16 protein-coding genes and 1 tRNA gene are annotated in these 21,478 nt (G+C 61.4%); 8 read left to right on the top strand and 9 right to left on the bottom strand.

Features of this window, described 5'->3' with window-relative positions:
• Window positions 1-2 precede the first annotated feature (2 nt).
• Window positions 3-689 (top strand): ABC transporter ATP-binding protein, encoded by a 687-nt coding sequence (locus tag AACH73_RS13850; protein ID WP_272741678.1) that lies wholly within the window; start codon window positions 3-5, stop codon window positions 687-689.
• Entirely contained in the window at window positions 686-3,070 is a 2,385-nt protein-coding gene (locus tag AACH73_RS13845; RefSeq protein ID WP_338736324.1) for an ABC transporter permease, read from the top strand. Before AACH73_RS13850 ends, AACH73_RS13845 begins: the two co-directional genes overlap by 4 nt.
• Window positions 3,071-3,100: 30 nt before the next feature.
• Here the strand turns inward: AACH73_RS13845 and AACH73_RS13840 are convergent, their stop codons facing one another.
• The 3 genes from AACH73_RS13840 to clpX form a co-directional block, all read right to left on the bottom strand.
• Entirely contained in the window at window positions 3,101-5,530 is a 2,430-nt protein-coding gene (locus tag AACH73_RS13840) for a glycoside hydrolase family 2 TIM barrel-domain containing protein (RefSeq protein WP_338736323.1), read from the bottom strand.
• 204 nt (window positions 5,531-5,734) lie between these two features.
• Window positions 5,735-7,174 (bottom strand): PAS domain-containing methyl-accepting chemotaxis protein, encoded by a 1,440-nt coding sequence (locus AACH73_RS13835; protein ID WP_338736322.1) that lies wholly within the window; start codon window positions 7,172-7,174, stop codon window positions 5,735-5,737.
• Between the two features lie 279 nt (window positions 7,175-7,453).
• Window positions 7,454-8,713 carry an ATP-dependent Clp protease ATP-binding subunit ClpX gene (gene clpX / locus AACH73_RS13830; RefSeq protein WP_272741674.1) on the bottom strand — a complete coding sequence of 420 codons (1,260 nt, stop codon included), beginning with the start codon at window positions 8,711-8,713 and terminating at the stop codon, window positions 7,454-7,456.
• 259 nt (window positions 8,714-8,972) lie between these two features.
• Between clpX and AACH73_RS13825 the strand changes: the two genes are divergently transcribed.
• Entirely contained in the window at window positions 8,973-9,575 is a 603-nt protein-coding gene (locus AACH73_RS13825) for an HAD-IB family phosphatase (RefSeq protein WP_338736321.1), read from the top strand.
• On the opposite strand, the gene AACH73_RS13820 is transcribed toward AACH73_RS13825, so the two are convergent.
• The 6 genes from AACH73_RS13820 to AACH73_RS13795 form a co-directional block, all read right to left on the bottom strand.
• Entirely contained in the window at window positions 9,572-10,201 is a 630-nt protein-coding gene (locus tag AACH73_RS13820; RefSeq protein ID WP_013480178.1) for an ATP-dependent Clp protease proteolytic subunit, read from the bottom strand. The two genes, AACH73_RS13825 and AACH73_RS13820, sit on opposite strands and share 4 nt — an antisense overlap.
• A gap of 126 nt (window positions 10,202-10,327) precedes the next feature.
• Window positions 10,328-10,843, bottom strand: a complete 516-nt coding sequence (locus tag AACH73_RS13815) for a DUF2059 domain-containing protein (protein WP_338736320.1) — start codon at window positions 10,841-10,843, stop codon at window positions 10,328-10,330.
• Window positions 10,844-10,964: 121 nt separating this feature from the next.
• Complete coding sequence (gene tig / locus AACH73_RS13810; protein WP_272741671.1) at window positions 10,965-12,305, bottom strand: trigger factor; 1,341 nt, start codon at window positions 12,303-12,305, stop codon at window positions 10,965-10,967.
• Between the two features lie 191 nt (window positions 12,306-12,496).
• Window positions 12,497-12,835 (bottom strand): hypothetical protein, encoded by a 339-nt coding sequence (locus AACH73_RS13805; RefSeq protein ID WP_272741670.1) that lies wholly within the window; start codon window positions 12,833-12,835, stop codon window positions 12,497-12,499.
• Window positions 12,836-12,838: 3 nt separating this feature from the next.
• The gene (locus tag AACH73_RS13800; protein WP_338736319.1) at window positions 12,839-14,083 is read right to left on the bottom strand and encodes a dicarboxylate/amino acid:cation symporter; all 1,245 of its coding nucleotides are present in this window, start codon (window positions 14,081-14,083) and stop codon (window positions 12,839-12,841) included.
• 91 nt (window positions 14,084-14,174) lie between these two features.
• Window positions 14,175-14,711 carry a DUF1697 domain-containing protein gene (locus tag AACH73_RS13795; RefSeq protein ID WP_338736318.1) on the bottom strand — a complete coding sequence of 179 codons (537 nt, stop codon included), beginning with the start codon at window positions 14,709-14,711 and terminating at the stop codon, window positions 14,175-14,177.
• Window positions 14,712-14,845: 134 nt separating this feature from the next.
• Between AACH73_RS13795 and AACH73_RS13790 the strand changes: the two genes are divergently transcribed.
• The 5 genes from AACH73_RS13790 (at window position 14,846) to AACH73_RS13770 (ending at window position 21,336) form a co-directional block, all read left to right on the top strand.
• Window positions 14,846-14,929, top strand: a tRNA-Leu gene (locus AACH73_RS13790).
• Between the two features lie 312 nt (window positions 14,930-15,241).
• On the top strand, window positions 15,242-17,638 hold the full coding sequence (locus AACH73_RS13785; RefSeq protein ID WP_338736317.1) for a TonB-dependent receptor: 2,397 nt from the start codon (window positions 15,242-15,244) through the stop codon (window positions 17,636-17,638).
• A gap of 129 nt (window positions 17,639-17,767) precedes the next feature.
• Window positions 17,768-19,390: a S41 family peptidase gene (locus tag AACH73_RS13780; RefSeq protein ID WP_338736316.1), complete on the top strand. Its 1,623-nt coding sequence runs from the start codon at window positions 17,768-17,770 to the stop codon at window positions 19,388-19,390.
• Window positions 19,390-19,755: a hypothetical protein gene (locus AACH73_RS13775; RefSeq protein WP_338736315.1), complete on the top strand. Its 366-nt coding sequence runs from the start codon at window positions 19,390-19,392 to the stop codon at window positions 19,753-19,755. The genes AACH73_RS13780 and AACH73_RS13775 overlap by 1 nt, the downstream gene beginning before the upstream one ends.
• 105 nt (window positions 19,756-19,860) lie before the next feature.
• On the top strand, window positions 19,861-21,336 hold the full coding sequence (locus tag AACH73_RS13770; protein WP_338736314.1) for a replicative DNA helicase: 1,476 nt from the start codon (window positions 19,861-19,863) through the stop codon (window positions 21,334-21,336).
• Window positions 21,337-21,478 lie beyond the last annotated feature (142 nt).

The raw sequence follows: 21,478 nt of genomic DNA, 5'->3' as shown, positions 1-21,478 counted from the left end.
CCATGCCGCTGATCCAGCTTGATGACATCCATCATACCTACGCCGATAATGGCCGCCCGGTGAGCGCGCTGAGCGGCGTCAGCCTGTCGATAGAGGCCGGGGAGTTCGTCGCCATTGTCGGCCCTTCGGGCAGCGGCAAGTCCACCCTCCTCAACATTATCGGCACGCTGGAAAGCCCCAGCCGGGGCGTCTATCGCTTTGACGGCACATCCGTCTCCGACATGTCGGGCCGCGAACGGGCACAGTTGCGGGCGTCGCGCATCGGCTTCGTCTTTCAGAACTTCAACCTGATCGACCACCTGACCGTGTTTGAAAATATCCGTCTGGGCCTGCGCTACCGGCGCGAACCCGTCAAAAATGAACACGAGCGGGTGCTGAGCGCCATGGACAGGGTGGGGCTGGCCCACCGCGCCGACCACCTGCCGCGTGAATTGTCCGGCGGGCAGCAACAGCGCTGCGCCATTGCCCGCGCCATTGTCGGCGACCCGCAGATCGTGCTGGCGGACGAACCGACCGGCAGTCTCGACTCTCAGAACGCCGCTCAGGTTCTGGGCATTCTGACCGAACTCAACAGCCGGGGGACGACCCTCGTCATCGTCACCCACGCCCCCAGTCAGGCCGACCGCGCCGGACGGGTGGTCGAAATGCACGATGGCCGCATCCACCTTTCGACCCGTCGCCTCGCATGAAGAATGCGCGGCACGACTTTGGTCTCCTGTTTCGCAGCGTGGCGCGGCGCTGGGGTGTCTATGCCCTGATGATGGCAGGGACCGGCCTGGCCCTGACCCTGACCCTGATCGTCGGCCTGTTTATCCACAGCGAACTGAGCTTCGACCGCTTTATCCGCGGCTCTGACCGCGTCTATCTGGTGTCGGCGCTGTACGGGCTGGAAAACAAGCCGCTGGTCGGCAGCGACATCACCCCCGCCGGCGTCGCCCGCTGGATGCGCGCGGACATGGCCGAAGCCCGGCAGGTGACGCGCCTGTCCCCGGTCGAATGGCCGCTATCCACCCCGCGCCGCATCGCGCGCGAGCGCTTTTTCTGGGCCGACCCCAACCTGTTCGAGGTGCTTGATCTGCCCGCAGTCGCCGGGGATCTGAAGACCGCGTTGCGCGCCCGCGACAGCATCGTTATGACGCAGCGCATGGCCAGAGCCTATTTCGGGGATCAGAACCCACTGGGGCGCAGCCTGACGACGCGCGACAACCGCCGCCTGCGCGTCACGGCCATCCTCAGGGACTTTCCAGCCAATACCCATCTGGATCGCGAGCTCTTCGTTTCGGGGGGCTATCCCTACAGCGTCCTGTCCCTGCATGACGCCAACCCCACCTATCTGTGGAGCATCTGCTACACCTATGTGAAACTGCGATCCGATGTGGGGCCTGAGGCGGTGGCAAGACAACTGACGCGGCTGACGCATCAGAACTGGCAGGGACCGAACAATATTCCGGTCAGTTATGAGCTTATCGCGCTGAAAGACCTGCATCTGCACGAACGCGGCGATCTTCAGATGAAGGCGCGCGGCCATGTGGATACGCTTCTGGCGCTGGCGCTGGTGGCCGTTGTCATCCTGCTGATCGCCTGCGCCAACTATGCCGGGCTTGTGCTGGCGGAAACCGATGAGCGCGGCGCGGAAATGGGGCTGCTGTCGGCGCTGGGGGCGGGTCGGGCGCATCTGCTGGCCACCGTGCTCCGCGAAAGCCTGATCGTGCACCTCCTCAGCCTTTTGCTGGCCCTGGCCCTGACCGAGCGACTGCTGCCGCACCTGAATCACAGCCTCAATCTAGACCTCAGACTATGGAGCGCGCCGCCGGGTCTGATGGGGCTCATGCTGCTGCTGACCGTCGCGCTGGCTCTCCTGTCGGCCTTGCTGCCCGCAATCATTGTCACCGCCCCGTCGCCGGTGCGCCGGGCCCGGATGCGCACCCGGCCGCCGCAGAGGTGGCAGGGCTGGGTGATCGCGCAGTTCACCCTCGTCATCAGCCTGCTGATCGCCGCTCAGGTCGTGTCGCGTCAGTGGGACTATGCCCTCGACAGCGCACCGGGCTTTGATGGTCAGCACGTCGCCATCGTCGATCTCAGCGACAATCCGTGGATCAATCGCGCCTTTCTGAACGAGATCAGGCAATTAAAGGGCGTAGACAGCGTCGCTCAGGCCTTCGGGGCCCCGACCTCCAACTTCGTGCGTCCGGCACTGGTCAGGGGGAAGGACGGGCGGCTTCTGTCCTTTACCCGCACCTCTGTTTCTCCCGAATTTCTGGGCGTCTATGGCATCCCGCTGCGCGCCGGACGCAATCTGGACCACACCTTTTCCGAGGTGGTCGCGCCGAAGGACATACTGATCAACGAAACGGCAGTGCGGGCGCTGGGCTTTGCCTCCCCACGCGAAGCCCTGGGGCACGTGCTCGGATACGAAACCGACCGCACCCATATGCAGTCGCGGATTATCGGCGTGGTCCCCGACATCCGTTTCTCCACCGTCCACTACGCTACGCCGCCCATGATGATTGACGGCTTCGACCGGTTTTTCACGCACTTCAGCATCCGGGTGAAACCCAGCAACGAAGCCGAAACCCTGAGACAGATTGATCAGATCTGGCTGCGGCATACGGGGGGCACGGAGCCCATAGAACGGCAAGGTTTCCGCGACTATCTGCGCTCCCAGTATCACGATCTGCATCAGCAGGTGGCGGTCAGCCGCCTCGTCGCCGGGGTGGCCATCCTGCTGTCCGCTTTGGGCCTGATGGGACTGTGCGTGTTTCTGACCCGCCATCAGAGCCGCGAACTGGCGATCCGCAAGGCGCTGGGGGCGCATTTCGGCGATCTTTTGCTCTACCGTATCCGGCCGTTTCTGTTGCCGTTGCTGATCGCCAATATCGCCGCCTGGCCGCTGGCCGGGCTGGTCCTGCAACAGTGGCTGGAGACCTTTGCCGCCCACGTGACGCTGACACCCCTGCCCTTTGTGCAGGCCAGTCTGGTGACCAGCGCCAGCGCACTGGGCGCCATCCTGCTGCACGCCATGTGGTCGAACCGCAGGGTCCGGATCGCCCTCCTGCGTCAGGACGTCTGAGCGCCGGGCCGCAAAAGAGGCTGTGAAGCCTCAGGGCTTGACCGCTTGCAGCCCCACACGCTGCGGCGCGAGTCCCTCGACCTGAACGTCAAGCCAGACCGGACCGGCCTCTGTTCCCGCACGCACCACGGCGACGGCGCGCCCGTGGAAGGTGCGACGTATGCCCGACTGAAGGCTGCTGGCGTCGCGGGGATTACCATTGCCGAAACCGGCCAGCGTCCCCGCCCCCGACACCCGCACCGTGACCTGACGATCCGAAGCCTGCGTGTAAATCGGCGTCCCCTGCGCATCGAACAGTTCAACCGTCACATAGGCGAGGTCCTGACCGTTGGCCCGCAGGGGGCGGCGCTCGGCTACCACCTTCGCCTGAACCGGCGCCTCTGAGGTGCGCAGCTCCCATTGCGCCGCCTTTCGCCCGTTACGATACCCGACGGCCACCAGCCGCCCCGGTGCGTATCTCACCTTAAAGCTGGCGCGGTATTGCGTCTCGACCGACACGGCCTTGCGCCCCAGACTGCGGCCATTGAGGAACAGCTCGACCTCCGGCCATTCCGAGAATACCACCACCTCCAGCGGCTTACCCTCCTGACCGGGCCACGTCCAGTTGGGGTGGATGTCTTCCAGCGACCAGTCCAGATGCGGCGGTGTAGTCGGGAAATACTGCCGGTCGGGCAGGTCTTCGGTGCCCTCCGGCTGACGCACAAACATCGACACCGGCGTCTTGCCGGTCCTCCACAGCACTTCGCGGTAATAGGCCGCCGGACGCTTGCGGCCCGTGGCGTCGATTTCGCCGCAATAGGCCAGATGCCACGGATAGGGCCCCAGTTGTTGCCAGTCCTGACTGTAGCCCATCCAGCCGATGCCCGTTTCCCCCAGATAGTCCACGGCGGTCCACACGAAGTCGCCGATGACCCAGGGCTTGGTTTCCACCGCGCGCCAATAGTCAAAGGCGTCCTTGGGCGTCGATTCCGAAGTGTACATCACGCGATCGGGGAAGGCCTTATGGTCGGGGTCAAAACGGTTGACGCGATAATTGTAGCCCGCCACGTCGAGCACAGCGAACTGCGCATCGCTGAAGGGCGGGTCGGCATTCACCCCTTGCGTCACCGCGCGCGACGGATCGAGGGCGCGGATACGGGCGACCAGCGCCTTACCCGTGTCCACCCCCAGCGGCGTACCCTGCTCCGGGATTTCGTTGCCGATGCTCCACAGGATGACGCTGGGGTGATTGCGCCCGCTGAGCACCAGACTGTCGATATCCGAGCGCCAGTTGTCGGCGAAAAAGCGCGCATAGTCCTGATCGCGCTTGGAGCGGTTCCAGCTGTCGAAAGCCTCATTGATGACCAGCATCCCCAATTCGTCCGCGGCCTCAAGCGTGGCCTGACTGGCCGGATTGTGGGCGCTGCGGATGGCGTTATAGCCCGCGGCCTTCATCAGGGCGACCTTGCGCCGGTCGGCATCCGGCCAGCCGGCGGCCCCCAGCATATAGTTGTCGTGGTGGATATTGCCGCCCTTCAGCTTGTAGGGCTTGCCATTGATCCGCAGCCCGTTGACCGCGTCCATCGTCACGCTGCGGATGCCGAAGCGCGTGCGTCTTTCGTCCACAGTGACGCCATTCACTTTCAACTCCTCCACCAGCGTATAGAGGTGGGGCGTTTCCGGCGACCACAGGCGGGGCGTGGCCACACTCAGGCTCTGATCCCGGACGTCAGCGGTGCCCTTGCGCGTCGCTTGCGCCACGATCTTTCCGGTCGGGTCGCGCAGGGTCCACACCCTCTCTACCGCGCCTTTTGAGGCGGCGCAGTCCGAGACCCGCGACTGCACCGAGACCGTGGCCGTTTGTGCAGAGACCTGCGGCGTGGCGACGAAGACGCTGTCCGGCACAATATGAGCGCAGTCGAGAAGTTCCAGCTTGACCGGGCGGATAATCCCTGACCCGGCGTACCAGCGCGACGACGGGTCCTTGTGATCAAAGCGCACGGCAATCACATTATCGCCCGTGCGCAGCTTCCCCGTAAGATCGAGCGTAAAGGCCGTGTAGCCATAGGGGTGACGCGCCACAGGCTCGCCATTGAGCCAGATTTCGGCATCCATATAGATCGCTTCAAAGGTGAGACGCACGACCTTTTGCGCCTCCGTGGCGTCGAGCCGGATATGCCGCCTGTACCAGCCCACTCCGCCCGGCAGATAGCCCGAATCCTGCCCCGCCACGGCGTGCGCATCAAACGGCGGCTGCCCGTCCGCCTTGTCCATGATGGCCCAGTCGTGCGGCACGGCGACCGTTTTCCACCGACTATCGGGCGTATCGCTTTGCGCGCCATCGGGGGTATCACCGGCGTGAAAGCGCCATCCCTGCGAGAGGTCACGCTCAATCGCCAGAGCCTCACACGACCCTATAGCTATAAACACTGAGGCGAACACAGCGACCGACGCCGCCTGACCCATGCTTTTCAACCGCACCCGTGGCCTCCTTGCGCCCGCTTATCCTCAGATACGGGCGCACCCGCTCCCTCCCGACAAGCGGGCAGAGGCTTTCAGATCACAGGCGCGAAAGCGCAGGTGCCGGACAGGGTCGCCACGTGTGACCTCCATGCTAACAAAGGCGTCGGTCATCCGGCAAGCGATATTTGTCAGACTATATTATTTACTTTGGAAAAGGGCGCTTTAACCCGCCTTCAGCAGGCCCTCGATACTGCCGCGCATCCGCTCGGCGTGGCCCGACAGGCCAGAGGCGGTTTCCTGCACAGCCGTCGCCAGAGTGCCCGTTTCCGTGGCCGAATGCGAGACATTGCTGATATTGCTCGTCATTTGCTGCGTCGTTGCCGCCTGCTCCTCCATCGCCCCCGCCATCGAGGTGGTCAGACCTGACAGTTCGGCCACGGCGTTGGAAATTTCTTCGACCGACTTTACCGCCTCATGGCTCGAAGACTGGATAGCCAGCACCTGCTGGGTGATTTCGTCCGTCGCCTTGCTGGTCTGCGAGGCCAGAGCCTTGACTTCGGAAGCCACGACGGCGAAGCCTCGGCCCGCCTCGCCCGCGCGCGCCGCTTCGATGGTGGCGTTGAGCGCCAGCAGATTGGTCTGGGCGGCAATATCCTTGATCAGGGCGACCACCGAGTCCACCTTGCCCGCGTTGTCCGCCAGCGCCTTGACGCGGTCGTCCATGGACTGCGCCTGAGAGGCGATCTCCGACGCCCGGTCCGACACCCGCGTCACCTGCGAGACGATTTCGTGGATGGCACCTGACATCTGTTCCGCGCCGGCGGCCGCCGAAGCGGCCTGCTGACTGGCGTTTTCGGCCGCATCGCGCAGGCCCTGAGAGGAACCGGTCATCGACAGGGACGAAGCCAGAAGGGCCTCCGCCACGCTCGATACCTCACTGGCGACCGTTTCCTGCGCCGTGATCACCGCCCAGGTCAGCATGGGGCCGATATAGGCCCCAAAGGAGTCCTTGATAGCTGTGATTTGAAGCCGCAGCACTTCCGGGCCGATCTTGATCTTGGTCGAAAAGGGCAGCATGGCGTCGGTGGTCAGCATACGACGCTGGTGTTCGGGATTTTTATGGAACACGTCCACCGATGAACCCAGCATCTGATCGACCTTGATCGGCAGGAACGGCTCGATGGATTTGAGCGTCTTTTTTGAGGTTTCGTTGAGATAATTGATCTTGAAGTCGTTTTTGGGATCGACCGTCATAACCGCGACCGGCATCCCGTCGATCATGGTCAGAAGACGCGTCACCTCGTTCTTTTTTTCGGTAATGTCGAAGGCAAACTTCGTCACCGACACTACCCGCCCGCTATCGTCAAACACCGGGCAATAGCTGGCTTCGAGCCACACCTGACGCCCGGCCTTGTTGAGGCGCCTGAACTCGCCCTTCTGAGGCTTGCCCGCCCGCAGCGACTCCCAAAACTGACGGTAATCCTGAGACTTCGCATAGTCGGCTTCGACAAACATGCTGTGGTGATGCGCGGCAACCTCGTTCAGCGCATAGCCGACAACGGAGAGGAAGCCGTCATTGGCACGGATAATGGTGCCGTCCGGTTTGAACTCAATGACCGCCATGGACGTTTCCACGGCCTTGAGGACGTTTTCTGCCGTCACGCCGCTGCCCCGGCTGTTTGTTTTGTGAGTTTTATTGAAAAGCACGGCCGACCCTCCCGTCGCCACTTTGTACGCATTATCCACAGATTGAGACGGAGTCGTTAACGGCGCAATAACAACGTTACAAAATTTAGGGGTAAACATACGCTTCCTAAGACGCGCTGGTTCACAGTCAGGGGGCGAAAAAATGCATTTTTGCGTAAAAAAAAGCGGCGCCGTTTCCGGTGCCGCTTTTTTAATGTCTCGTGAGCCGAACCGAACCGGCCTCTCACATCAGACTTAAGCCGCGCCGCCGCCACGCTTTTCCGCGTAGATCAGCAGCGGCTGAGCGCGTTCTTCGACCACCTCGGCATTGATGACCACCTCTTCGACGCCCTGCATGTTGGGCAGTTCGTACATGGTGTCGAGCAGGATGCCTTCGAGGATCGAGCGCAGACCGCGTGCGCCGGTCTTGCGCACAATGGCCTTCTTGGCGACGGCAAACAGGGCCTCTTCCGTGAAGGTCAGGGTGACGTTTTCCATCTCGAATAGGCGCGCATACTGCTTGACCAGCGCGTTCTTCGGCTCGGTCAGGATCTTGACTAGGGTCGCCTCGTCGAGATCCTCGAGCGTCGCCAGAACCGGCAGACGACCGATAAATTCCGGGATCAGGCCGAACTTCATCAGGTCATCGGGTTCGACCTGATGCAGGACTTCACCCAGACGGCGTTCTTCGGGGTCTTTGACGGTGGCGCCAAAACCGATCGAGGTGCCCTTGCCACGGCCGGAAATGATCTTTTCCAGACCCGCGAAAGCACCGCCGCAGATGAACAGGATGTTCGTCGTATCGACCTGCAGAAATTCCTGCTGCGGATGCTTGCGCCCGCCCTGCGGCGGCACGGAGGCGACCGTGCCTTCCATGATCTTGAGCAGGGCCTGCTGCACGCCTTCACCCGACACGTCGCGGGTGATGGAGGGGTTGTCAGACTTGCGCGAAATCTTGTCCACTTCGTCGATATAGACGATGCCGCGCTGAGCGCGTTCGACATTGTAGTCGGCGGCCTGAAGCAGTTTCAGGATGATGTTTTCGACGTCTTCACCGACATAACCGGCTTCGGTCAGGGTGGTCGCGTCGGCCATCGTAAACGGCACGTCGATGATGCGGGCCAGGGTCTGCGCCAGCAGGGTCTTCCCCGAACCGGTCGGCCCGATCAGCAGGATGTTCGACTTGGCCAGTTCCACGTCATTGCCCTTGGCCGCGTGGTTCAGGCGCTTGTAGTGATTGTGCACGGCGACCGACAGGACCTTCTTGGCCTGGGCCTGACCGATGACGTAATCGTCGAGGACTTCGCGGATTTCCTTCGGCGTGGGGACGCCGTCCTTGGACTTCACGAAGGCGATCTTGTGCTCTTCACGGATAATGTCCATGCACAGTTCGACGCATTCATCGCAGATGAAAACGGTCGGACCGGCAATGAGTTTGCGCACCTCGTGCTGGCTCTTTCCGCAGAAGGAGCAGTAGAGGGTGCTCTTGCTGTCGCCACTGGCGGCTTTCGTCATAAGCGCTTCTCACCTTCATTTGCGCTGGCGCTTTCCCTGAAAAGAGAAAATGCCAAGGCACTATTCAACCGATACTATGCACCTTTGACCCTTAAGAAAAGGTCATTCCGGTACGATTTTGGGCCAGACCCACACCGCTTTCGCCATCTATGCACAGATTAGACCAGCCCTCAACCACCCCGGCCCCGCAAGCTATGGTTAAGGGGCTTTTTTGCGAACCCTGTTGCCTATATGGGGAGAGGGAACCGGATTGTCAGCCATGCCCCTCCCCGTCCACGCCTTCGATTTCGACGGCACCCTTACCTGTAAAGACAGCTTTACCGCCTTTCTGGCGTGGCAGTGCGGCCATGCCCGGCTGGCCCTCGCCTTTGTGCGCCACCCCTACATGCTGACGGATTATCTGCGCACCCGTGACCGGGGCGCGCTGAAATCGCACCTGCTGTTTCATCTGATGGGGCCAGTCCGCCGGGGCGATCTGCAAGCGCGCTTTACCGCCTTTGCCGAAGCGATGGGTGATCGCCTGTTCCGGCCGGACGCCCTGCGCACCTGGGTCGAAGTGGGACAGCGGGCCGAACGGGTGATCGTCACCGCCTCCCCCGAAATGCTGGTGGGGGAGTTCGGCAAAAAACTGAGGGCTGAGCGCACCATCGGCACGCGGCTGGGGTTCGATGCTCAGGACCGTTTGACGCCGCATCTGGACGGTCTGAACTGCCGCAGCGAAGAAAAGATGCGTCGCCTGCGTGAGGTTTATGGTGCGGCGCTGGACCTCGAAGCCGCCTATGGAGACACAGCGGGCGACCTTGAGATGCTCAAGGCCGCCCGGAATGGTCACTACAGACGGTTCAAGCAAAAGCCTGTTTAGGCGTTGCTGACCGGATCGGTACGCTTCTCATAAACGTGGTCGATCAGGCCGAACTCTTTCGCTTCGGCGGCCGTCATATAGCGGTCGCGGTCCAGCGTGCGCTCGATCACGTCATAGGGCTGACCCGTGTGCTTGACGTAGATTTCGTTGAGCAGCTTCTTGGTCTTGCGGATGTCTTCGGCCTGGATTTCGATGTCCGAAGCCATGCCGCGCGCCCCGCCGGACGGCTGGTGCACCATGATCTTGGAATTGGGCAGCGAGATACGCTGACCGGCTTCACCGGCCTGAAGGATCAGCGAGCCCGCCGAAGCGGCCATGCCCATGCACACGGTGGTGACCGGCGATTTGATGTACTGCATGGTGTCGTAGATCGCCAGCGCCGAGGTCACCTGACCGCCGGGGCTGTTGATATACATGGAGATTTCCTTCTTCGGGTTTTCCGATTCAAGGAACAGCAACTGGGCGCAGATCGAGGTGGCCATGCCGTCTTCGAACGGGCCGGTGAGGAAGATGATGCGTTCCTTCAGCATCCGCGAATAGATGTCGTAGGCGCGCTCACCGCGGCTCGATTGCTCGATGACCGTGGGGATCAGGTAGCTGGTCAGGTTTTCGACTGGATCGCGCATGGAAGTCCCTAAAGCGTTATGGGTTATGAGACCGCATCTAAGGCTGATTTGATTAACCGAAGGTGTGCGCAGTCCCCGTCCCGTTTAAATTGGCAATTTGCCCGCGCGTTTTCAAGTGGAGAAACGTTACGCCTTGGGCTTCGTCGCCTTGGGTGCCTTGCAGCCCGTAACTTCGCACATGCGCTTCATCAGATCGTCCTGAAATTCCGGCATCAGGCTGACCGCGATTTGCGACGCCTTTTCCATGACCAGCGGCATTTTTTCAATCATGGCCTTGCCACGCGGGTCTTCGTAAAACGACACCATATATTTCAGTTCGTCCAGAGTATAGACCTCGGCATAGACAGTGGCTGAGCGATCCATCATTTTATTCAGATACTGCGTCGTGGCCTCGCCGCTCACTTTGAGAAAAAGCCGGGTCTGTTCCTCGCTCACATTGGGATCGCGCGCCTTGATCTGCTCGATCATCGCCGGCCCCATGCGGTCGAACATCTGCTCAAACATCTTATCGAGCTTTACAAGAGCGTAGTAACGCTTCACCAGCGCGATCTTTTCCGGCGTGGCGGCTTCCTGAGCCATGACCGAAGGCGCCAGCCCGGTGGCGGTGAAAAACAGTGTGACAGCGATCAGAAAACGGCGCATGGCCTTCCCCCCTAAAAAAATGACAGCCCTGCATAGCAGATCCAGACGGCGCGCCCACAAAAAAGCGCAGGAGAGCCTTCTCCTGCGCTTTTCTTATTCAGGCCATACCGTCGAAACGGGATCAGTCCTCTTCGTCGGCCAGCAGGTCTTCCTTGCTGATCGGCTCTTCGCTCACCTTGGCGATGGCGAAGATGTGATCGACGACCTTTTCTTCATAGATCGGGGCGCGGATCTGAGCGGCAGCGGCGGGGTTCTGACGATAGAACTCGAACACCTGACGCTCCTGACCGGGGAAGTTGCGGGCTTCGCGGGCGATGGCCTGCGCCACTTCTTGCTCGGAAACCTGCACATTGTTCTTGGTGCCGATTTCGGCGAGGACCAGACCGAGGCGCACGCGGCGCTCGGCGATCTTCATATATTCGCCCTTCAGCTCGTCTTCCGACTTGGCGGCGTCTTCTTCGGACAATTGACCGGCGGCCTTGTCCTGCTCGACCTGCTGCCAGATGCCGGCAAATTCGGCGTCCAGCATCTTCTTCGGCAGTTCGAACGAGTGCTTTTCGTCGAGGATGTCCAGCAGGGCGCGCTTCATCTTGAAGCGGGCGGCCTGAGCGTATTGCTGTTGCAACTGGCCCTTCAGCAGGTCCTTCAGCGCGTCCAGACCTTCGAGGCCAAGGCCCTTGGCCCACTCATCGTCGGCCACGGCGTCCTTGGGGGCCGAGATTTCGTGCACGGTGGTTTCAAAGGTCGCCGCCTTGCCAGCCAGATTGGCCGCGCCGTAATCGGCCGGGAAGGTCACGTTCAGCACGCGCTCTTCGCCCTTCTTGGCGCCGATCAGTTGCTCTTCGAAGCCCGGAATGAACTGGCCCGAACCGATGACCAGCTCAGCACCTTCCATCGAGCCGCCTTCGAAGACTTCGCCGTCGATCTTGCCCACGAAGTCGATCTTCAGCTTGTCGCCGTCCGCCGCCTTGGGGGCCTTGCCGCCCTTGGGCTCATACGACTTGGTTTGCTTGAGGATGTTTTCGAGTTGCTCGTTCACTTCGGCTTCGGTCGGCTCATAGACCGGACGCTTCAGTTCGAGGGTCGCCGGATCGACCGGCTCGAATTCCGGCATCTGCTCGACCGAGATTTCATAGGCCAGATCGGCCTCACCCTTGATCACGGCGTCGATGTCGCCGATCGGGTTCAGTTCCGGCTGGCTGGCCGGGCGCACCTTGTGCTGCTCCAGCGTGGCCTGCGAGGTTTCGTTGAGCTGCTCCTGAAGGACTTCGCTCATCAGTTCCTTGCCATACAGCTTGCGAACGTGCGCCGCGGGCACCTTGCCCGGACGGAAGCCCTTGATCTGCATCTTGGGCGCGATGTCCTTGATCTTGGCGTCGAGCTTGGCGGCCAGGACGTCCTTGGCCACGGTCACTTCATAGACGCGCGACAGACCTTCATTCAGTTTTTCAACGACTTGCATCGATCTATTTTACCTGTTGCGAAGGGCAGCTACCGAACATCGCGTTCGTTCCGCGGTTCGCCGTTAGAGACAAACAACCGCCCGCGCAGACCGCGGGCGGCAAAATTAAAGATGCGCTCTTATGGCATGAGCGGGGCCAAGGTCAACGATAAAAGCATTAGAGGTGCTGTCTTTCCCGGCAATCGGTCGGTTCAGGCAAAAAGAGCTCGCGCGGCCATCAGTAGCTTGAGAAGATGTGGAGACAACACGTACAGCAGAGCTATGATCGTGCTTTGAGCCAGCGCGCTTCCCAATGCCATTTTCCACGATACGGAAAACACATTCATCGCTAGCACGATGATCATGACCACCGAGGTGAAAAGAAAATGTCTCCAGATCGTCTCAATATCGGACGACCTGTCAAAAAGCCACCAGACAAGCGTTATGGGCAGGGCCGCGAGGAACGGAGACATCCAGACCAATGACCACGTTCCTGCACTTTGCCACCTGTATTCCCTATCCAGATCTGATTGCGAAACGATCCGCCGCATAGCTTAGACCTTGGGGGTTTCCGGCTCAGGGTCGCCCAGTTGACCTTCCCACTTGGCCACCACCGCCGAGGCGACGGTATTGCCCACCACATTGGTTGCTGAGCGGCCCATGTCGAGCAGATGATCGACCCCCAGCACAATGGCGATCCACGCATCCGGCAGGCCGAAATAGCTGAGCGTGGCCATAATGACGACCAGAGAGGCGCGCGGCACCCCGGCAATGCCCTTTGAGGTGACGAGCAGCAGGAACAGCATCATCACCAGTTGCCCGGTGGTAAAATCGACCCCGTGCGCCTGTGCGATAAACAGGGTGGCGAAGGTGCAGTAGATCATCGAGCCGTCGAGATTGAACGAATAGCCCAGCGGCAGGACGAAAGAGACGATCTTGCGCGACACGCCGACCTTGGGCAGGCCTTCGAGCAGCTTGGGATAGGCGGCTTCGGACGAGGCGGTCGAAAAGGCCAGAAGCGCCGGCTCACGCGCCGCCCCCAGAATTTTGAACATGCGCCCGCCGACAAAGACCAGCCCGGCCAGAATCAGCACGATCCACAAAACACCCAGCGCCGAATAAAAGCCGCCGATGAACTTGGCATAGGTGACGAGGATGGGCAGGCCCTGCTTGGCCACCGTCGCCGCCAGCGAACCGAAGATGGCGAACGGGGCGAACTTCATCACCAGTTCGGTCACCTTGAGCATGATCGACGCGCCCTGTTCGGCCAGACGCATGATGTCGGGCGACTTGTCGTCCAGCATGGCGATGGCGGTGCCGACAAAGACCGAGAAGACGACGATCTGAAGGATCTCATTCTTGGCCATGGCGTCGATGATCGACGACGGAATCATGTGGGTGATGAAGTATTCCAGCGTGAAGTTCGAGGTATTGGGGGCGTTGATGGCGTCCGCCGCCGTTTGCAGGTTCATGCCCGCGCCCGGCTGCAACCATTCGACCATCACGATGCCGAGCAGCAGCGACACGATGGAGGCGGCGATGAACCAGCCCAGCGCCTTGCCGCCGATGCGGCCGACGGCCGCCGCGTCTTCCATATGACCGATCCCCGCCACCAGCGTGAACAGCACGAGGGGCGCAATGATCATCTTGATCAGCAGCAGAAAGACCTTGGTCAGCAGGCCATAGATCGAAATGGCCTGTTCGAGTTGCGCCGCATCGAGGTACTGATTGCTGGCCCATCCCGTGGCCACGCCCAGCACCATGGCCGCGATGATAAAGAGTGCGAACTTGTTTTTCACGGAGTGCTCCCGCCGTATCTGTTGCCGCTGACACTAAACATGTGGGCCATAATGGCAAGAGGCGGACGGCGGAGCGGCTTGGGACAATCCCTTAATCAGCCGCCATTTCGATCAGCGTCTCCACGGTGCGCAGATTGCGCGCGGTCGTCCGGGCTTTGAGGAAACGCGGCAGCTTTTCGGCTACCACCGACTTACCAAAGCCTTGCGGCGTATAGAGATAGAAGACGCCCTCGCCCATGTGAAACCGCTCACCCTGTGTGGCCAGCGTCGCAAGGCCGTCGGGGTCATAGGTCTTTATGTCGCCTTTGATAAACATCAGATGCACCTGCTTGTGGGCCTCCTCCCCCTCCGGGGCATACGGGCAGGCCTGACGCGCGGCACGGACCTGATCGAGGCTCAGGACGTGACATTCGGGCGTAAACCCGAAGCGCGCCCCTATGTCGGCGGCAATCAGGTCCGGCAGGCTTTCCGCCGCCCGGTCACTTTCAAACAGCGCATTGCCGCTCTGGATATAGGTGCGGGCATTATCGAGCCCCAGAGCCGCAAGGCCTTCGCACCACGCCTTCATCGGCAGTTTGTTATTGCCCCCGACATTTACGCCGCGCAGCAGCGCTATATAGACCGTCATGCCCGCCTCCTGTCCCTTTGGCTTAACGGATAGAACGGGAAGCGGGCGTTAGCCACAGGTTTTTCCGCACACAGATGGCAATTGTGACACGCCCCCTAGTCAAAGCCAGCCGATATGTCTAAAGGAGAGCCAGCGCGGCTATGGCGGAATTGGTAGACGCACCAGGTTTAGGTTCTGGCGCCAAAAGCGTGGGGGTTCGAGTCCCTCTAGCCGCACCACCCTCCCTTGATGAAACCCACCGGTCCTTCCGGTCGCAAACACGGCTAAGCGGGCCGTCTCATAATTGCCACTATATTCCTACTGATTTTATTTTAAATCTGAACGCACCCCCGAAGCCCGTTTATTAATTTTCACGCAAAATAACTAGAAGTCTCTGATTTACAGATATTTATCCCAAAAGTCCCGCCTGACGAATTAGCAAAACTAATCGTCGCCCTTAGAACATATGCCTCGGCTCATCCCTTTAAACGGGTCTATGCCGCCCCAAGATATGGCCCAGTTTAAGCCATGATCTGTTCAGGAGCATTCACATGTCCATCCGCGCTTCGCATCGCACCCTGGCCGCCGCACTGACGGCGACGACGGCCCTCACCCTTATCTCATTCCCCGCCTTCGCCCAGCAGGCGTCTGCTGACAGCGACGTCACCGAGGTGGTCGTCACCGGCAGCCGCACACAGCCGCGTTCGCGCCTCGATACCCTCGCCCCCGTCGATGTGATCCGTAAGGACGCACTGGATGCACAGGGCTCGACCGAACTGGCGCAGGCCCTGTCGCGCGCCGCCCCCTCCCTCACCTTCCCGCGCCCGTCCGCCGTGGACGGCACCGACAGCGTGCGCCCGGCCTCTCTGCGCGGCCTCAGCCCGGACCAGACGCTGGTCCTGCTGAACGGCAAGCGTCGCCACACTTCGGCGCAGGTCAACACCAATGGCTCCGCCGGTCGCGGTTCGGCCCCGGCCGATCTCAACGCCATCCCGACCTCGGCGCTCAGCACGGTCGAAATCCTGCGCGACGGGGCTTCGGCGCAATACGGTTCGGACGCCATTGCCGGCGTCGTCAACCTGCGTCTGCGCGAAGCCCGTTCGGGCGGCAGCGTGTCGGCCAGCTATGGTCAATACAATACCGAGGTCGAAGCCGCCCGCTCGTCGCGTAAGGAAAACGACGGCCGCACCTCGAATGTCGCGGGTTGGGTCGGCTTGCCGCTGGGGTCGGATGGCTTCCTGACCGTGTCGGGTGAATACCGTAACCGCGAAGCGACCAACCGCGCCGACACCGATCCGCGCGTCACGCCCAACCGCGTGACGGGCCGCTACGGCGATCCGAAGCAGGAGAGCCTGGCGCTGTTCGCCAATGCCGGTAAGCCGCTGCAAAACGGCTGGGAACTGTATGGCTTCGGCGGCGTGCAGGACCTGAAGTCCGAAAGTGCGGCCTTCTTCCGTCCGTCCAACAATTCCGGCAACGTCGTGTCGATCTATCCGGACGGCTTCCTGCCGCTGATCAGCGTCAAGTCGAAGAACTATTCGGCGACATTTGGCACCCGCGGTCAGTGGGGCGACTGGACGTCCGACTATTCGGTCAACTGGGGCCGCAATGAGCTGGAATACAACACGCTCAACTCGGTCAATGCCTCCTATGGCACCGCCTCGAAGACCAGCTTCTATGACGGCAAGGTCGTCTATGACCAACTGGTGCTCAATGCCGACATCAGCCGTCAGTTCCCCATCGGCTTCTACAGCCCCCTGACCTTCGCGCTGGGCGTCGAAGGCCGCCACGAAAATTATGAGATCACGGCCGGGGAACAACAATCCTGGGCGCTGGGGCCGATCACCACGGCTGGTGCCGGGGCACAGGGCTTCTTCGGCTTCCAGCCGTCGAATGCCGTGGACGTCAACCGCGACAATTTCGGCCTCTACGCCGAACTGAGCGCCACCGTTGTGCCGCAACTGAGCTTCGACTTTGCCGCGCGCGCCGAAAAATATTCGGACTTCGGCGATAACCTGTCGGGCAAGCTGTCGCTGCGCTACGAACTGACCGATAATCTGGCCCTGCGCGGCTCGGTGTCCACGGGCTTCCGTGCGCCGTCCCTGCAACAGCAGTACTTCACCTCGACCGCTTCGGTCGTGTCGGGTGGCGTCGTGGTCGAAACCGGCACCTTCCCGGCCTCGTCTGCGGTGGCCAGAACCCTGGGCGCTCCGGCGCTGGAGGCCGAAGAGTCCACCAACTATGCGGCAGGCCTTGTCTATCGCAAAGGCCGGTTCGAACTGACGGTTGATGCCTACCGTATCAATATTGATAACCGCATCGTGCTGACGGAGAACCTGTCGGGCACGACGGAAATCACCAACCTGCTGAAGCCCTATGGCGTCACGGCGGCGCGCTTCTTCACCAATGGTGTGGACAGCGAAACGACCGGTATTGATCTGGTGGCCAATTATCGTCTGCCGACCGATGATTACGGCCGCTTCAACTTCAACTTCGCCTGGAATTCGGGCAATACCGAAATCACCCGTCTGCCGGGGGCCAATACGGTATCGAGCCTGCAAAATCCGCCGGTGCTATTCGCGCGCATCCGTCAGTATATCCTCACCAACTCGACGCCTGAGAACAAGGGCAGCGCCACGGTGGACTGGAGCGGCGGCAAGTGGGCCGTCAATGGTCGTGCCACCTATTACGGTGACGTGATCGACGCCGCGGCGATCTTCCCGAACGATATCCATACCGGTGAAAAGACCCTGCTCGACCTGTCGGCCAGCTATAAGCTGACGGACAAGACCTCGTTCACCTTCGGCGCGGACAATGTTTTTGACGTCTATCCGGACAAGACCATCGCTTCGCTGCAAGGGTCGCAGGGCGCGCTGGCCTTCTCGCGCTTCTCGCCGTTCGGCTTCAATGGCCGCTATCTGTATACGCGCGTAACGCACAACTGGTAAGCGAAAACCGCTTCGGCCCCAGCCCCCGCAGACCTCTCTGCGGGGGCTTTTTTTATCGTTTCCTCCCGCGAAAGAGGGACTTGCGGGCGGCCCAGTTCGTGGCATCATCGCGCCATGACAAAACGCCTGATGACCCTCGCCCGTATGTTCGTTCTGACAGCCGCCGCGGCGGCCCTGACCGCCTGTGGCGGCGGCGGTGGAGGCGGCGGCGGGTCAACCGCGACGGGATCAACCGGCGGCGGAGGCGGCAACGTAACCGGCTGGGTCAGCGGCGTATTTCAGGCCGCCAGCACCTTCAAGGACAAGTGCGAAACCGCACGCAGCGGCGTCGATATCGAAGGCAACCGCTTCACAGACAAGGCGGGTACGGCGCTTGACGAAAAGAACTGGCTGCGGTCGTGGACGCGCGAAACCTATCTGTGGAACACCGAGGTGACCGACAGCGATCCGGCGAGCGGGGGGACACGGACCCAGTATTTTGCGAACCTGAAGACCTTTGCCAAAACGGCATCGGGCAAGGACAAGGACAATTTCCATTTCAGCGAGCCGACAACGGAGTATCTGGCACGCCGTAACGCCGCTGCGACCGCCAGCTATGGCATGGAACTGACGGCTATCTCGACCACGACGCCGCGCGATTTCCGCGTTCTCTATACCGAGCCGGGATCTCCCGCCGCCGGTGTGGTGCCGCGCGGCGCCCGCATCCTGACGGTCAACGGCATCGACCTTGTCAACGACAACACGCAGGCGGGTGTCAATGCGCTGAATGCCGCTCTGTTCCCGACCGCAACCGGCACCTCGACGACCTTTGTTTTGCGGCTTGTGGATGGCACTTCGAAAACCGTCACCCTGACCTCGGCCAATGTCAGCCCCAAGCCAGTCAATAAGGCTACGGTCCTGACCGACGGAGGGGCAAAGGTCGGCTACATCCTGTTCAATACCTTCAGCCCCTATTCCAGCGAAACCGAGATCGTTTCGGCCATGCGCGACATGCAGACCGCCGGGGTCAACGATCTGATCCTTGACCTGCGCTATAATGGCGGCGGGCTGCTGGCGGTGGCCTCACAACTCAGCTACATGATCGCGGGCAATACGCGCACCAGCAACCGCACCTTTGAAACGCTGAAATTCAATGCCGCCGCTGGCAACACCAACCCGGTCACGGGGCAACCCAATAACCCTGTCCCCTTCTATAATCAGGGTCTGGGATTCAGCGTCACGGCGGGCACCGCCCTGCCCACGCTCAACCTGTCGCGCGTCTATATTCTGACCACGTCGGACACGTGCAGCGCCTCGGAAGCGGTGATCAACGGCCTGCGTGGCGTCGGCGTCGATGTGGTACTGATCGGCGGCAAGACCTGCGGCAAACCCTACGGCTTCTACCCGCAGGACAATTGCGGTGAGACCTACTACACCATTCAGTTTCAGGGCGTGAATGACCTCGGATTTGGCGACTATGCCGACGGTTTCGTGCCGACCAACACCACCTCGACCACGGGCGTCAAGCTGCCCGGCTGCGTGGCCAGCGATGATCTGAGCAAGGATCTGGGCGTCGCCGGCGAAGGGCTGGTCAGCACAGCGCTCAGCTATCGCCGCAGCAGTTCGTGCCCCGCACCCGCCACGGCTTTTGCCGCCGCCAGTGCGGCGGTCCAGTCGGCGGGCCCGGTCGGCAGCGGCTCAGGCCCGGCCATCGTACCGCCCAAATGGATCATGGAGGTCAACCGCGACATGACCCTGCCGGGGGGCCGCTGATGCGTGGGCTCATCCCTGCCGGTCTGTTGTGCGCACTGGAGCTGGTCGGTTGTCAGACCCTGGCGGCCGGAAAGGCCGTCCCCGCCAGCGTCGATATGAGCGATCCGCAAACCGTCAGCCGCCTCAAGGCCGCCCTGGCCCCGGTGATCGGTCGGGCCAATATCGAGTTTGGTCCCTCGGCTGCGGCCCAGACCACCCTGCTCGGCGTCCTGCCGCCGCCTCTGGGGCCGCTGGAAACCCATTCCACTGCCGTGCCGACGATCTTCGATGTGGTGCTTAAGGACGGCAAGTGTCTGGCCGTGCGGCACGATACAGGGGCCGAAACCGAGCTGAAGGGTGTTACCTGCCGTCCCGTGCGGGAATAGCTTATCCCCATTATTCACAGGCTGTGAATCGGAGTTAAGTGGACAGTCGGCACCGCGCCGCATAGGGGCAGCGACAGCCCGTCCCTGACCTGCTTAAACATCGCTATGAACACCACCATGCTCGACGCCCCCCTGCCCGTTTCGGCCGACACGCCACAGGCCCTGCCGCACAATCTCGAAGCCGAACAGGCCCTGCTCGGCACGCTGATGTTCGACAACGGAGCCTATGAGCGCCTGTATGATGGTCTGAGTGCCCGGCATTTCTACGAGCCGTTTCACCAGAAGCTGTTTGCCACCATAGAAGAACAGATCCGTATCGGGCATCTGGCTGAACCCATCGTCCTGCTCGACAAGTTCAAGACGGATCAGGCCTTCAATGATCTGGGCGGCATCCGCTACCTGGCCGATCTGGTCGATCGCGCCCCGCCCTCGGCCAATGCCTCGGACTACGCGCGCGTCATTTACGATCTGGCGCTGCGCCGCGACCTGATCCGTCTGGGCGGCGAGATCGCCCGCTCGGCCACGCAGGAAGGCAATGGCCGCGAACAGATCGAGCGCGCCGAAGCCCAGCTTTATGAAATGGCCGAAAAGGGCACCTCCTCAACCGGCTTCAAGACCTTCTCCGAAGCCGTCACCGGGGCCATCTCCAATGCCGAAGAGGCTTTCCACCGCGACGGCGGCCTGTCGGGTCTGGCCACCCGCCTGGACGACCTCGACCGGCAGATCGGCGGTTTGCATAAGTCTGACCTGCTGATCCTAGCCGGGCGTCCCTCGATGGGGAAGACGGCGCTGGCCACCAATATCGCCATGAACGTGGCCAAGAAATACCGCTTCGAGATTCAGCCCGACGGCACGCGCAAGACGGTCGATGGCGGCGTGGTCGCCTTCTACTCGCTCGAAATGTCCGCCGACCAGTTGGCCACCCGTCTGCTGGCCGATGCCTCCGGCGTCTCCTCCGACCGCCTGCGCAAGGGGGAAATCGACGCGGTGGAATTCGGACGGCTCAAGGACGCGGCCATGGAGATCGCCTCCTATCCGCTCTATATCGACGATACCGGCGGACTCAGCCTCGCCAAACTGACCGCCCGCGCCCGCCGTCTGAAGCGCACGGCCGGCCTTGACCTTATCGTGGTGGACTACCTGCAACTGGTCACCACGGGCGACAGCAATATGAACCGTGTGCAGGAAATTTCGACCATCACCATGGGTCTGAAATCGCTGGCCAAGGAGCTTCAGGTGCCGGTCATCGCCCTGTCGCAGCTTTCACGTCAGGTCGAAAGCCGCGACGACAAGCGCCCGCAACTGTCGGACCTGCGGGAATCCGGCTCGATCGAACAGGACGCCGATATCGTCATGTTCGTCTATCGCGAAAGCTATTATCTGGGCCGCGCCGAACCCAAGGAAGGCACGCCCGAACACCTGCAATGGCAGGAGGATATGGACAAGCTGCGCGGCACCGCCGAAGTCATTATCGGCAAACAGCGTCACGGCCCCATCGGCACGGTGCGCCTGTCGTTTGACGAAAACGTCACGCGGTTTGGTAACCTTGCACGTCAGGACCGGTACAGCAGCTACGAATAGAGTGAGGGTTTTCTCTACAGTTGGTCGCAAAGGTATTCAGGAACCACAGATTACACAGATTTCACAGATGGTTGTGTTTCAAGCGAGAACCCAGAGCGATAAAGGCTAAAAGGCGCGAAGCGCCAATCTGTGTAATCTGTGG

The sequence above is a fragment of the Asticcacaulis sp. DW145 genome, assembly GCF_037101385.1.
In the GTDB taxonomy this organism is placed as follows: Bacteria; Pseudomonadota; Alphaproteobacteria; order Caulobacterales; family Caulobacteraceae; genus Asticcacaulis; species Asticcacaulis currens.
Note: the sequence above shows the minus strand (reverse complement) of the source record. Positions and strands in the feature narration are given on the sequence as shown.